Here is a 12,975-nt window from a genome sequence, read left to right as displayed (position 1 = left end):
CACCACCCGCCCGCCGCGCCCCGTCGGGACGTCGCAGGACTGCCCCCCGGCCGGGAGGGGCAGCGGAGGGGGGAACGGCAGGGGGGAACGGAAGCGGTCCGGCAAACTCACCAGGGCCACCAAGGTATCGGTGAGTTTCCTTGATGGGCCATCAAGGAAACTCACCAGGTCACCTTGGTGGCCATCCCAGCAGGTCAGAGGCGCGAAGGTCGGGCCGACGAGGGCCCCGAGCCAAGGGGCGTTCGCGGCCGCCAGCGCCACCATGCCCGGCTCGGCGTCCACTGCCACGACCTCGGCGCCCCGGGCCAGCACCGCGGCCGCGACCGTGCCCGGCCGCAGGGCCGATCAGTACGGCAAGGGCTCGGGGCGCGCGGAACTTCACGGTGACTCCTACGGGTGATGGCGGCGCCGGTGACGGCGTTCGACGACGGTGTGTACCAGGCTGCCTGCAACAGGTTCGAGTTCCTCGCCTCGATGATTGCCATCGACAGCGACGAGCGATGGTGCTCCCCCCTGGCCCGGCGAGTTCCTCAACGGAAGTAACTGGGGCCACGAGCGGGGCCTCGCTGGCACCATCCAGCAGGAGATCACCCCGGTCTGGCCCCTCCTCCGGGCCGGCGCCTTCGGCGGCGACCCCAGGCGCGCAACCACGGCGTACAACCGCCTCGTGCAGTGGAGGCAGCAGAACCACCGCGGCTTCTGACCTGGTGGGATGGACGTGCGCCGGACACCATCAGGTGGCCGGCTGTCGGCAGCTCGGCGGCCGAGTTGAGGGCCTTGCCCAGGTTGGGACTGGCGGCCACCCCGTTCATCGGGCACCGGGCAAGCCCCCAGGGCGGTACCGGCCGACTCTTACCGGCCGCCGATCGACCGGATCACCTCCGCCACGTCCCGGTCGCTGCGCAGGGCCACCTCGGTCGCGAGCGCCGACAGTTTCCCGGTCATCGTCATCAGCAGGCTCGGCAGGATGCACTCCTCGTCGGATCCGGCCGCCGCGATGCGGTGGTAGGAGGCCGAGAGTTCGGCGGTGAACGCTTTCTCGAGCGCCGTTCCGTCGTCCTCCAGGGAGGTCGTCGGGGGCAGGGTGAGCCGGTCCACGCCCTGGCCGGCCATCAGGCCAGCCAGACGGACGCACTCCTGATCGAGCATGGTCACGTCGACGTACACGCGGGGCTTTCCTTTCGCTCCGTCGGTTCTCTCCTACCGCACAGGGGCAACGGCCCGGGCAGTCCCTGACGTCCCCGGGCCGAGACCACAGCCGCGGCGGCGGGGAGGCGGGTTTCACACCGCGGAGGCGGCCTCGCGGCCGGCCCGGGGTTCCCCCCAGGGCATGACGAGGGTGGCCTGGCCCTCCGGACTCCAGGCGACGTTCAGGTCGCGGTTGTCCGCGTGGGCCCGCCAGCCGTGCATGCCGGCATCGTAGTCGGCGCAGATCAGCGCGGCGCGTACCCGGGCCGGGCGGCGCGGGGTGACGCTCTCGTCCCAGGCGAGGACGTCCAGGACCGCGCGGCCGGCCAAAACGGCCCAGCCCGCGTGGGCGACCTGGCGCAGCCAGGTCGGGCGGACCCAGAGGCGGATGAACGGCGGCGCGCCGTAGCCGGGCTGGGCGGCCCGACCGTCAGACGACGTTCGGCGCCTCCAGGATCGAGTGCTGCTGCTCGGGGATGGGGAAGCCGCACTTGTCGAGGTTGCGGAGAGTCTGCCCGCTCATGCAGTGGCATCACGCGGCCTCCGCTCCGGCGGGTCCGTGGCAGTAGATCAGGAGTCCCGCCCACATGTCCGGGACGATCGGACGGGCGGCACGCGCTCCTCGCCTTCGGCATCGGACTGCGCGTACGCGACGTCGGCGCGCAGCGCCTAAGCCAGACGCCGCAGTGTCTGCCCGTTGTCGTCGTTGCGCAGCCGCGTCGGCCAACCGGCGGACACCTCCATGTGTGATCCGGCCTCGGCGCATGTGCCCTCGATCCCGGCTCACCGGTGGGGTCGGGGCGCTGTCGTTTCGCCGCTGGATCTTCTTGTCTCCGGTCGCGGTTACAGTGACTTCGCCGCTTCCCACTCGCACACCATGCGACGCTCGATCGCCTCGACTTCGAAGCGGCCGTCCGGATCACCATCGCGCCTGCGGACCGCTTCACGAACCAGGGCCAGGGGCGGTGCGAGAAGAGCATCTTGTTGTCGCGGCCGGTCTCCACCGCCACATTCACCGACATCGTGCTCTCCCGGCAGGCCCCCCGCGGCGGTCGCGGCGGCACCGAGATCGGGTTCCAGGCCGAGAACCGGGTCACTGCCGTCTCCGCACTGTGGTCCGACGACCACTGGACGGTGGCGGCGGCGTCCGGTCGGCGCGTCCAGCTGTGGCGGCTGTCGGAGGACTTGACCTGTCATCGACCCGACGGGCAGGTCGACATCGGTGGCGATGCGGGTGAGCCGGTACCGAGCCTGAGTCTGGTCGCGGGGACGGACGGGCCGCAGCTCTTCGTTCCGGCCGGACAGCAGGTGCTGCGGTTCGTCCGGTCCGGCGGCACCTGGCTGGAGCACGGCAGCGTGTCGGCCGCCGTGATGAAGATCCGCAGTGCGGCAGCGCGCACAGTGGAGGACCGCACGTGGGTGCTGGCGGACTGCGGCCAGGACCTTCGCCTGTGGGAGAGCACCGCGAGCGGGTTCGTCGCCCTCGGACGGCGCGACGTTGTCGTGGACCGGCCTCCCGGTGCCGTCCTGGGCATGCGCTACGCCGATGGCGAGTACCTCCCGCTGGCCGCATGGACGCAGGGAGCGTCCGTGTACCTGGCGCAGTGCCAGGACGGGGACTGGACAACCAGGAGCTTCCGCAGCAAGCACGGCGCGCCCATGGCTCTGGCGTTCTCCGGTCCCTCCCGACAGCCGCTCCTCCTGGCTTTCGGCGGCAAGGTGACGGTGGCCGTGCTCGACGTGGCCCGCGAGGACTGGTGCCACGAGCTGGCCGTCCCCCACCGCGGCCTAGAGGTGGAGACGGCGGACGCCATCTACGACACCGCCGTCGGCATCACGGTGGTATTGCGCGGGCGCAGCGGATGCGACCAGATCCTGATACCCGAGCGGCAGCTCAGGAGCGCCCTGCGGAAGGCCGGGACCAGGTAGTCGGCAACTGCAACCCCACAACAGAGACGAGGACACAACCCGATGGAGCATGATCTGGTGGTCTTCCTGCCGGGCATTCTCGGCAGCCGCCTCACCCGTGACGGAAAGGACGTGTGGCACCAGTCGTGGCAGGCGGTGCTCCAACTCCGGCACCCGTCCAAGGCGGTGGAGGCCTTCAAGCTTCCGCCCGGCATCGGCGACGACGAACCGGAGCCGAACTCACCATGGGCCGTGCAGGCCGACGAGCTGGTCAAGGGGCCCGACGCCATGCCCGGACTCCTCGCCAGCTACGGCTACCCGGAAGTCCGGTCCCTGCTCGAACGGGCGGCGAGTCACGACCCCAGGGGCGGCCTCCATCCGGACCAGTACGCCGTGTTCACCTACGACTGGCGGCTCTCCAACCGACTTAACGCGCGACGCCTCAAGACCTGGGTGGAGCGGGAGCTCGCGCAGTGGCGGGAGCGCGCGCCAAGGTTCCATCCGAAGGCGCACGACGACGAGCCGAAGGTCGTCTTCATCTGCCACTCCATGGGCGGCCTCATCGCCCGCTACTACCTGGAGTACCTGCACGGCCGAGACCTCGCGCGTTCCCTGGTCACCATCGGAACCCCGCACCGGGGAGCCGCGAAGGCGATCCGGTTCCTCACCGGGAACGGCATCGGACCGAGCGAGGACCAGGGCTGGCCCAAGCGCAAGGCCGCACAACTGGCCTCGCGCGTCAACCCTGCGCTCGCTGACATCGCCCGCTCGTTTCCCTCCGTGGCCCAGCTGCTCCCCGTGTACGCCGCGGCCCTGGTGGACGGCGGGACCCGGTGGCGTCCCCTGACCGAGGTACCCGTGGGAAACCTCCCGACGGAGCTGGTCAACGACGCCTTCGCGTTCCACGAGGAGTTCGCCGGCGCATGGGAACGCAACCGGGCAACCGAAGCCGCACCCCCGTACAAGGTGCACTGCCTCGGCGGAAGGGCCCACCCGACTGTGCACGGGGTCGTCGTCAGGAGGGACGGGACACTGGAATTCCCGACGCAGCTCGACAACTCACAGCTGTGGATCGGCGACGGCACCGTGCCGGAGGAGTCGGCCTTCGCTAAGTGGGCGCTCGACGATATCTCTGACGCTGTGTGGGGCGGTGAGCGCCACACCACGCTGGCCGGTGCCGAGTCGTTCGCACATCAGCTGGATGCCATCCGCCGGGCAAAACCGAGGCGTGATCTGCTCGCCGGGGAGGAGGGGTTCAGCCTGGTTGTACCCGACTTCGCTGTTGCGGGCGAGCCATTCGAGATCACAGTCAGCGGGATCGGTACCTCCGGCCGCACCGTTCGGGCCCGGCTGACGAACAACAGGCAGCCGGGCGAGGCCCCGGTGACGCTGGCACCGGACGGTATCGGCGGCCTTGTCGGCGAGGTGACCGGCGCTGCGGGCACGTGGATTCTCGAGGTCGAGGCGGAGCGGCCGCACATGGTGTGCCGCGATGTCGTGACGATTGTTGGCGAATGAACAACGCGGCTTCCACTGCGTGCCGGGGGGACACCGACTGTCCCCCGGGCTGCGCGTGCACGCATCCGCCCGCCCACCGCGTAGCCGTCGGGGTTCGCGGCGGCCGGGTCGGGTGGCCACCGCCGCCCCGCACCACGGCATCCGCACGGTGGCGGTGGAGCCGGAGAACTGCCGCACGCTCAACGCCGCGACCAAGGCTGGTCACCTGGTCGACGTCACGGTGGACTCGATCGTCGCCGACTCCCTCGGCGCCCGCCGCACCTCCCCCATGCGCCAACCCGGCGGGGCGGGCCGGTCAGCACCACAGGTCGGCGTCGCGTCCATAGGCGCGCCGCGCGCTGCTGGGACTGTCCATCGCGCGTGGGACGGCGCGCAGCCACGGCGGCCGGGCACGCTTTACCAGCGAGTGAGGTGTCCCCCAGAACCCGACGCAGCAGGGCGAGGACTGCGTCCGCGCCGGGACAGCGCAGGGGTTCGCCGCTGGCGCGTCGGCGACGATGCTGCTGTCGATCAGGGCAGTCCAGGTGCCGCGCTGGACGTCGTACTCCTCGATCCAGCCGACCGGGCGGCGCGCGGGCCTGGAGGGTGGCGGCTCCACCGCCTGAGCGGGTCGCCCCCCGCCGCGCTGCTGTCGCGCGCAGCAGTCGCGCCCCGACCTCCGCGAGGGGGGCAGGCCGCCAGAGGGGTCGTCAGGGCCTCTCTCGGGCCTGTTTGCCGGCCTGTAGGGCCTCGCGGCTCGTGTCGGACGCTGCTTCTCTGGTCTGCGGTTTCTATCGCAGCCTCACAACGTGTCGAATGCCGAGGTCTCAACCCGGTGTCGGGTTCCCTAAGCCGTTGCCCGCCGGACTTGGTAGTTCCAGCGTGTGAGTGACCGGACGACGGTTTCGGCACCGATGGGGTTGGCGCTGTGAACGAAGACCGTTCCGATCTGGAAGGGCCGTCCGTTGAAGGCGGCTTCTTCCATGAGGGTCACCACGGGCATGATGGTGTCGTCGCCGCCGAGATCGTGGTCGAGCCAGAGTTCGTCAATGACGCTGTCGCGGTGCTCTTGCAGGAGCTGGATGCCTTCGCGGCTGGTGCGGGCAATCCGCGTAGCTCTGGGGAGTGAACGGAGGTCGTCTATGCCAAGGACGACGGGCGCCGGTGCGGCTAGGTCTTCTTTCACCTGATCATCATCACAGTGAAGCCCCGCGAGAACCGCGGGGGCTGCCTGTTGGGATGGTCATCCGGACTACTGGGATGCTCCTGCTGTGACCACCACGGCGAGCCAACTGCAGACCGACGCCGGATGGGACGGCCCCTATTACCGGGCCGGCGCCGAAGGATTCGAGGCACTGTTCCTCCCGAGCCCTGATGAGGTGCTCGATGAAGTCTGCAACGTGGATGTCGAGGTCCGTCTCCCCGACGGCTCTCGCTGGAGTGCAACGATCTTCACCCTCGCCGAGGTGGACCGACTGATGAAGGGGTGGGAGGACACCGGAGAAACCGCAGATGGGCGGTACTTCTCGTGCTCGGACGGGCTGATCGTCCGAGGCCCCGGCATCCAAGGCATGGTGAGCGTGATCGCCAAGCTGCTTGCATCGGGAGAGTTCGACGGAGCCTTTCATCGCCTTCCCGACCCGGAGTGAGCTTCGGACGTCATGACACTTTTGCCCCTCGGCAGGACGATGCTCCCGCCCAGCTGACGGGAGCACACCAGCAACACTCACTCGAACGAGGTACGGCACCGACCTGCAAGTCTCAGATCGGTGCCGTTCCTCCTCCGGATCGCGACGACCGGGAACCCCGGGCTCCGCGCGCAAACGCTTCACCTGGTCGCCGAGATCGGCCGGCGCCAGCACATCGGTGACGGATCGCGCGAAGGCCTGCTCCATGTCGCCGAGGAGCCGCTGATGGTCGAGGGCAGCACGATGTGCCCGGTGGACTGGACGATCCAGGCCGCCCGTCAAGCGGTCACGGACGACCTGTCACTCCTGCTCCCGCTTCTCGACGGCTCCGACCCCGAGGTCCGCTCCCTGACCGCCTACGTCCTGGCGGCGGCGACCGACGAGATCCCACGTCTCCTCGGCCCTGCGGTTCAGGCTGGCGAACGAAGACGACGCGGTGGTCCGGGTGAGCCTGATCCTGGCGATCGCCCAACTCGCCCGCGAGCACCAGGACGACCACGCTCCCCGGTGGGCCCGGGACCTCTGGTCGGACCCGAGACGACCGCCCCTGGGTGGCGCGGTGCCGTGTTGGGGCTGGGCGCGGTGGGCGCGCAGTTCCCGGTCCCCGGAGCGCCGACTTGCTGTTCCCCGGCCGCCAGGCCGGACAGCCGATGAGCCCCGGCGCTCTCCGCGAACACCTACAGGCGGCAGGCATCTCCCCCAGATCCGCCCGAGTGACAGCCCTCCGGCACTACCTCCAACACGCGCCACCGCCGGTCGTCGCCAAAGCACTCGGCTACACCGAGGTCACCACCGCCTACGTCGCTACCGATGTCGGAGCTTCGCGGAACCGGTACGCACCCGGCAGCCACACACCGTGACACCAGTCCCCATGCGGGAGCCGTCGGCCGACGAGGACGGGAGCAGGCTGGAGGAATGCCCACTGCCCGTCAGGTGACAGGGCTGCGATGCTGCTCAACCGGCTCTGACGTGCTGTGACGCCGACCAGGTGCAGAGAAAGCCGCTACCTCTCGGCTGCGCAGGTGGGGTCGGCGGCGGCCTGGACGAGGTTCTGCTCCAGGCGTTCCAGGGTGCTAAGGGCCTCGGTGCACTCGTCGGCCGAGAGACCCGCGGTGACGAGGTCCTCGAGCTGGCTCCAGCTCTGCTCGACCTCGCGGCGCAGGGCGTGGCTTGCGGCGGTGGGTTCGATGAGGGATGCGCGCTTGTCGGTGGGTGAGGGGCGGCGGCGGACGAAGCCGGCCTGTTCCAGGCGCTGGATGGTGCGGGTCATGGTGGCGGCGTCGGAGTCCAGTAGTCGTACGAGGTCGGTCTGGCGCTGGGGGCCGAGTTCCCACAGGTGCATCATGACCAGCTCCTGGCCCGGGTGGAGGCCGATGCGGCGCAGGAGTTGTCCGGCGAACATGCGGTGGAGCCGGGCGAGGCGGAAGATCGCGTGGCTGATGGGCCCGCCGCTGGCCGCGGCCGGGACCGGGACGCTCGCCTCCGGCCCTGTTCCTGCAGGGTCCTTCCCGGCCGCCGGGGTGGACTGTGTCATCTCTTCCTCAACTTTCCTGATCGGGCAGCTAATGCTATCGCGCGCCCCTGCCGCCCAGGGGGCTTCTCCGCCTTTGATCGTAACTGTCCTGGTGAACTGGCATGACCTGCATCACTCTCGGCCAGAAAGTGGCTCTCAGCTATTTACTTGTTCGAACAGGTATCTGTTACGTTGGATGTGTCGGGGCCACCGCCCACCACTCCTAGCGAGGGAAGAGATCATGACCACTGCTTTCGATCCGATCGTCGTCGGCGGCCGCCGTCTGGCCAGCCGCATCGCGATGGCGCCGATGACCCGAAGCCGCGCCTACGGGCCGGGCGCGGAGCCGACCGAGCTGATGGCCACCTACTACGCCCAGCGCGCCAGTGCCGGGCTGATCGTCACCGAGGGCATCCAGCCCTCGCCGGTCGGGCAGGGCTACCCCGACACCCCCGGCCTGCACACGGCCGGCCAGGTCGCGGCGTGGCGGACGGTGACCGACGCCGTGCACGCCGAGGGCGGGGTGATCTTCGCCCAGCTGATGCACACCGGCCGGATCGGCCACCCCAGCCTGCTGCCCGAGGGCCTGGTCCCGGTCGGCCCGTCGGCCGTGACCGCTAAGGGCCAGGTGTTCACCCACAAGGGCCCGAAGGAGTACGTCACCCCGCAGCAGCTGAGCGAGGCCGAAATCGAGCAGACGATCGCCGACTTCGCCGCCGCGGCCCGTAACGCCATCGAGGCCGGGTTCGACGGGGTGGAGATCCACGGTGCCAACGGCTACCTGGTCCACCAGTTCCTCGCCCCGAACACCAACCTGCGCACCGACGCCTGGGGCGGCAATGTCGAGGGCCGGATCCGTTTCGCCGCAGAGGTCACCGCCGCCGTCACCGAGGCCATCGGCAGCGACCGGGTCGGCCTGCGGATCTCCCCCGGCAACCCCTACAACGACATCGCCGAGCCCCAGCCGGGCGAGGTCTACGAGGCGCTGCTGGAGCGGATCGCCGACCTGGACCTGGCCTACCTGCACCTCATGGAAGGCCCCGACCGCGACCTGACCGCCCGACTGCGCAAGGCCTGGCCCGGCACGTTCGTCCTCAACCCCTTCACCTACCCCGAGGTCACCGGCCCCGACGCGCTGGCCCTGGTCGAGGACGGCACCGCGGACATGGTCGCCTACGGCGCGCTGTTCCTGGCCAACCCCGACCTCCCGGCCCGCCTCGCCGCCGGCGGACCGTTCAACACCCCGGACGCGGCCACCTTCTACGGCGGCGACCACCGCGGCTACACCGACTACCCCACCCTGACCGCCTGACCGGCGTGGCCACCCGCGCGGCCGCCTTCCCGGCCACACAGTGATCCAGAGCGTGTGACCTTCCCGCCTCCACCCGTCTTCACCTGGGAGTTTCCGATGTCCACTGCTATCACCTTCTCCGAGTACGGCGCGCCCGAGGTGCTCCAGCTGTCCGAGGTCGCCCTGCCTCAGCCGGGACCTGGCCAGGTCCGGATCCGGGTGCGAGCCGCCTCCGTGAACCCGCTCGACATGAAGATCCGCTCCGGCCTGATGGCCAAGGTCGCCCCGGCCCGCTTCCCGATGATCCCGGGCCTGGACGCGGCCGGTGTCGTCGACGCCGTCGGCGAGGGCGCCGGCGCGGCGGTGGGGGACGAGGTTCTCGGCGCCACGGTCGGCGGCAGCTACAGCGAGTACGCCCTGATCGAGCGGCCGGTGGCCAAACCCGAGGCCCTGTCGTGGGAGGTCGCCGCCTCCCTGGTCACGGTCGGCCAGACCGCGCACCGCGTCCTCGGACAGCTGGGCGTGCAGGCGGGGCAGACCCTGCTCGTCCACGGCGCCGCCGGCAGCGTCGGCTTCATCGCGGTGCAGCTGGCCGCCGCCCGCGGCATCACCGTCATCGGCACCGTCAGCGAAAAGGACATCGAGCGCGTCACCGCCCTCGGAGCCACCGCCGTCCGCTACGGCGACGGCTGGGCCGAGCGGGTGACGGCCGCCGCTCCGGGCGGCGTGGACTACGTGTTCGACGCCTCCGGCGCCGGCGTGCTCGCCGACTCCGTCGCCCTGACCGGCGACGCGGCCAAGGTCATCACCATCGCCGACATGTCCGCCCAGCAGCACGGCGTGCGCTTCAGCGCCGGCACCACCGACCAGGGCACAGACGCCCTGCCGGAGCTGGTCCACCTGGTCGCCGAGGGCCGGCTCACCGTGCCGATCTGGCGCACCTATCCCCTGGCCGAGACCGCCCAGGCCCACGCCGACCTCGAAGCCCACCGCAACCACGGCAAGGCCGTCCTCCTGCCCTGACCCCCCATGTGCCTCCGCCTCGCGTCGTCGGACGAGACGGCCGGGGACCGCAACCGGCACCCGAGCCTCAGCCAGCCACGGCCCCACCCAGAGGCACAACGAGCCGGACCGGCACGACGGGAGGCTGGACGCGATGGAACTCGCCACCATCCCCACGCCCGCACCACTGGCGGCCGACGCGGACCTCACCGCCGGGTTCCAGGTCCTCGGCCAGAAGTGGAACGGCAGCGCTGGATGAACCCCAGCCCACCCCCGCCCAGGTCACCCGCCGACCAGACCTGGCCGAACACCTCGTCAGGCCACCGCTCCTGGTCGTGGCCGCGCACAAGCAGGCCTGAACTCGGAACAGAAGCGGGCTCCCGGGACGACCCCGCGCCAACGCGACGCCGGCTTGCGGTGAGGTCCAGTCGGTTCGGTGCTGGTCCAGGCCCGGCGGATGGCGGCCGCGTACGCCTGGTGGAAACGCAGATGGAGGGCGGGGCGGCAACGGCGTCAGGCTCAGCGCACGGCGGTTCGTGTGATGACTGCCTGGCCGCCCACCAGGATCCGCGGTTCCGGGTGGCTCCGCTCGATTGTCGCAGTGATGGTGGACGGGCTGCCGAGGTGGTCGCCCATGTCGACCGTAAGGTTGCCGGCGCAGCCTGGCCTCCTGGTCGTGCATGTGGCCTACCCTGTCCCGGACATGCCGGGGACTCCGGGGCCGGTGACGGCCTGCGGGATCGATACCGCGAGCATGGTCAAGCACCCGTGGCAGCCGTTCGCGCCAGGCTCGCGCTGGTACCCGCCGTACCTTGCCCTGTGTGTGTGCTCGCGCTGTGACCGGGCTGTCCGGTCACAGCGCGAGCACACACACGCGCTGTGACCGGGCTGTCCGGTCGGCGTGAGCGCGAATAGGCGGTCCGCCGCGGAGGGCGCTCGACCCGGGGGTGTCTCGGGCCCGGCAGGTGCTGGGGCAGCCTAACCGGGTCCAGCTCCCAAAGCGGGTCACCCCACGACCGGAGGGCACAGAAACGTGGCCTTCGGAGTCGATCACCGGAGGATAGGGCTCCATTCGCCCAACGACCTGGAAGGGAAACTGCGTGAGCGAGTCGGAGCGCCTCGAGGCGCTGATCATCAGCACGGCGCAGGAGCTGTGAAAGGACAAGGACGCCCTGGGCAAGCTCCTCGGGGTGGTCCGACGCAGCCCGGCCTGGGTGGACCTGGCGGGGGTCGGGAACAGCCCGTTCCGGCCGGCGAACGCCTCGGCCTACGGAGTGCGCAGCACGGAGTTCCAGGCGTAGCGCGCTGTTGGCGTGGCGGCGGCTCGTGTGTGGTGGGGATTTTCGGCGGGGCGGAAGTCTCCAGGCAGGCACGCCGTCTTGTAACTAGGCGACACGCCGCATTCGGAGCAATGATGTCGACTGGTCCGGGTGGCCGCGACAAGCTGTGGGCCTTGTGATCGAGATCGGCGCTGAGTCTCTCCTCCTCCTGGTCCCCGAGGCCGGGCACCATGGCGCCCGTTGACCAGCCGCCCGGCGACCCGTGCGGGAGCACGCACCTGGGCGAGGGTGCGCTGGGTTCGCTGAGTTCGCTGAGTTCGCTGAGTTCGCTGAGTTCGCTGCCGGAGGTGGTGCTCGCGAAGCACACCGAGACCGGCCGGCTGGCCGCGCTGGCCCTGCAGTGGTGGAACGAGGGCGACCGCGAGGGCACGCTGGAGGCGATCGGCCAGGTGGTGCCGGCAGCGGAGGCTGCCGCGGCCGCGCTGAACACCCTGGTCGAACTCGACGAGGCGGCGGCGTGCACCGCGGCGGAGGAAGAGCGGCGGCGCCGGGAGAACATCGCCGCGAACTGGTGGGGCCGAGCCGGCCCGGTGACGCTCGGCGTCCTGCGCGCCCGGAGCAGAAGCCGGCGTTTAGCGGCCGGTGTTTCGGTCACACACGAGGCGTTGTCGGGGTCGGTTTGAGCGGTCGGCTCCGGCAACGTGCGGGGATGGTTTCGAGGCGGGCAACGAGGCAAACTCGAAGGCGGACAGCTTCTCCTCATGGGGAGGGAGCCCGCTCATGTCCGCCAAACGCAGACGACAGCGACACCATCGGCCCGAGCCTGCGGATCACCACGCTGTCGACCGGGGAAACCGTCGTCTGCCGCCTCGCAGGCGAGATCGACCAGGTCCAGCGGCCCAAGCTGGAAAACGCCCTCGCGCGGGCCGTCAACCAGCGCCCGCACCAGCTGATCGTCGATATGGCCGCCGTCAGCTTCTGCGACTCCTCCGGCCCGAACGCCCTCCTCCAGACCCTCCAGGACGCGGCCCTGACCGGCACCCTCCTCGTTCTGACGGCCCTCCCACCCCAGGTCCGCCGACTCCTCGAAGTCACCGGCACCGACGAAGTGTTCACCATCCGTGACAGCGTCTACGCGGCCCTGCACGGCGACCGACCCCATCGGCGGAGCCGGCCATGAACATATTTGCTTCGAGCCCGCCCGGACGTGCCCCCATCCGTGCGTGCCGCCGGTCGTTCAGCCAGCGTGCAGAGCGTCCAGGAGAGCGCTCTGCTGCTCGGTCAGCTTCCCCGTCCATGCGCGCCTCGTCCTGCTTGCGCAGCCACGCGCCGGGCCGGAACGCCGGGTCGTCACCCAAGGCCGGTGCGGTTGGCCGGGCCGTCCAGGGTGCCGCCGCCACTGCTCGCGGCGCACGGTGCCGTCTGCCAGCGTCACGGTGATCCAGGCCTCCACTACCCGCTCGGGCAGCGCCGGGTAGCCACGGCAGGGCTCCACGCGACGTGATCGGCCGGGCCTCGGGAGGGTTGTGCGGGGGCGCTGTGCGAGGTTGGGTCGGGGAACCATTGGCATCGGGGCGGTCGGGGGGGTGGCGCGGAGTGTGGGGCAGT

General features: G+C 70.5%; 12 protein-coding genes and 1 pseudogene. 8 read left to right on the top strand and 5 right to left on the bottom strand.

Going from position 1 to position 12,975, the window contains the following annotated elements; translation table 11 throughout:
• Positions 1-852 precede the first annotated feature (852 nt).
• Entirely contained in the window at positions 853-1,167 is a 315-nt protein-coding gene (locus tag BOQ63_RS06540) for a hypothetical protein (protein ID WP_072653665.1), read from the bottom strand.
• A gap of 114 nt (positions 1,168-1,281) precedes the next feature.
• On the bottom strand, positions 1,282-1,518 hold the full coding sequence (locus BOQ63_RS06535) for a hypothetical protein (RefSeq protein ID WP_030554707.1): 237 nt from the start codon (positions 1,516-1,518) through the stop codon (positions 1,282-1,284).
• 651 nt (positions 1,519-2,169) lie between these two features.
• Here BOQ63_RS06535 and BOQ63_RS06530 point away from each other — a divergent pair.
• From BOQ63_RS06530 to BOQ63_RS06520, 3 genes and pseudogenes are all read left to right on the top strand, one after another.
• Complete coding sequence (locus BOQ63_RS06530) at positions 2,170-3,117, top strand: hypothetical protein (RefSeq protein ID WP_072653664.1); 948 nt, start codon at positions 2,170-2,172, stop codon at positions 3,115-3,117.
• A 42-nt stretch (positions 3,118-3,159) separates the two neighbouring features.
• A complete protein-coding gene (locus BOQ63_RS06525) occupies positions 3,160-4,614 on the top strand; it encodes a lipase family alpha/beta hydrolase (protein WP_030554701.1) in 1,455 nt (484 codons plus the stop codon).
• 112 nt (positions 4,615-4,726) lie between these two features.
• Positions 4,727-4,886: pseudogene (locus BOQ63_RS06520) on the top strand (threonine/serine dehydratase); the annotation flags it as partial.
• Positions 4,887-4,909: 23 nt separating this feature from the next.
• Here BOQ63_RS06520 and BOQ63_RS06515 read toward each other — a convergent pair.
• Both BOQ63_RS06515 and BOQ63_RS06510 read right to left on the bottom strand, forming a co-directional pair.
• Complete coding sequence (locus BOQ63_RS06515) at positions 4,910-5,212, bottom strand: hypothetical protein (RefSeq protein ID WP_167395666.1); 303 nt, start codon at positions 5,210-5,212, stop codon at positions 4,910-4,912.
• 228 nt (positions 5,213-5,440) lie between these two features.
• The gene (locus tag BOQ63_RS06510; RefSeq protein WP_072653662.1) at positions 5,441-5,779 is read right to left on the bottom strand and encodes a cyclic-phosphate processing receiver domain-containing protein; all 339 of its coding nucleotides are present in this window, start codon (positions 5,777-5,779) and stop codon (positions 5,441-5,443) included.
• An 85-nt stretch (positions 5,780-5,864) separates the two neighbouring features.
• Here BOQ63_RS06510 and BOQ63_RS06505 point away from each other — a divergent pair, with 85 nt between their 5' ends.
• Positions 5,865-6,242, top strand: a complete 378-nt coding sequence (locus BOQ63_RS06505) for a hypothetical protein (RefSeq protein ID WP_072653661.1) — start codon at positions 5,865-5,867, stop codon at positions 6,240-6,242.
• A gap of 1,042 nt (positions 6,243-7,284) precedes the next feature.
• Here BOQ63_RS06505 and BOQ63_RS06500 read toward each other — a convergent pair.
• Positions 7,285-7,815: a MarR family winged helix-turn-helix transcriptional regulator gene (locus BOQ63_RS06500; protein WP_030554694.1), complete on the bottom strand. Its 531-nt coding sequence runs from the start codon at positions 7,813-7,815 to the stop codon at positions 7,285-7,287.
• Positions 7,816-8,035: 220 nt separating this feature from the next.
• Here BOQ63_RS06500 and BOQ63_RS06495 point away from each other — a divergent pair, with 220 nt between their 5' ends.
• From BOQ63_RS06495 to BOQ63_RS06480, 4 genes are all read left to right on the top strand, one after another.
• Positions 8,036-9,106, top strand: coding sequence for an alkene reductase (locus tag BOQ63_RS06495; protein ID WP_030554693.1), 1,071 nt, complete (start codon positions 8,036-8,038; stop codon positions 9,104-9,106).
• A gap of 96 nt (positions 9,107-9,202) precedes the next feature.
• On the top strand, positions 9,203-10,108 hold the full coding sequence (locus BOQ63_RS06490) for an NADP-dependent oxidoreductase (RefSeq protein WP_030554692.1): 906 nt from the start codon (positions 9,203-9,205) through the stop codon (positions 10,106-10,108).
• Between the two features lie 1,489 nt (positions 10,109-11,597).
• Positions 11,598-12,050 carry a hypothetical protein gene (locus tag BOQ63_RS06485; RefSeq protein WP_150476325.1) on the top strand — a complete coding sequence of 151 codons (453 nt, stop codon included), beginning with the start codon at positions 11,598-11,600 and terminating at the stop codon, positions 12,048-12,050.
• Between the two features lie 26 nt (positions 12,051-12,076).
• Positions 12,077-12,547 (top strand): STAS domain-containing protein, encoded by a 471-nt coding sequence (locus BOQ63_RS06480; RefSeq protein ID WP_079183436.1) that lies wholly within the window; start codon positions 12,077-12,079, stop codon positions 12,545-12,547.
• Positions 12,548-12,975 lie beyond the last annotated feature (428 nt).

This window comes from Streptomyces viridifaciens, from assembly GCF_001888885.2.
GTDB classification, from domain to species: Bacteria; Actinomycetota; Actinomycetes; order Streptomycetales; family Streptomycetaceae; genus Kitasatospora; species Kitasatospora aureofaciens.
This window is presented reverse-complemented; position numbering and strand designations above follow the sequence as displayed.

What these genes read in the sequence shown, in the direction of transcription:
- BOQ63_RS06485 (WP_150476325.1), top strand. Translation starts at nt 11,598, where the DNA reads ATGGCGCCCGTTGACCAGCCGCCCGGCGACCCGTGCGGGAGCACGCAC.
- BOQ63_RS06495 (WP_030554693.1), top strand. Translation starts at nt 8,036, where the DNA reads ATGACCACTGCTTTCGATCCGATCGTCGTCGGCGGCCGCCGTCTGGCC.
- BOQ63_RS06480 (WP_079183436.1), top strand. Translation starts at nt 12,077, where the DNA reads ATGGTTTCGAGGCGGGCAACGAGGCAAACTCGAAGGCGGACAGCTTCT.
- BOQ63_RS06500 (WP_030554694.1), bottom strand. Translation starts at nt 7,815, where the DNA reads ATGACACAGTCCACCCCGGCGGCCGGGAAGGACCCTGCAGGAACAGGG.
- BOQ63_RS06490 (WP_030554692.1), top strand. Translation starts at nt 9,203, where the DNA reads ATGTCCACTGCTATCACCTTCTCCGAGTACGGCGCGCCCGAGGTGCTC.
- BOQ63_RS06525 (WP_030554701.1), top strand. Translation starts at nt 3,160, where the DNA reads ATGGAGCATGATCTGGTGGTCTTCCTGCCGGGCATTCTCGGCAGCCGC.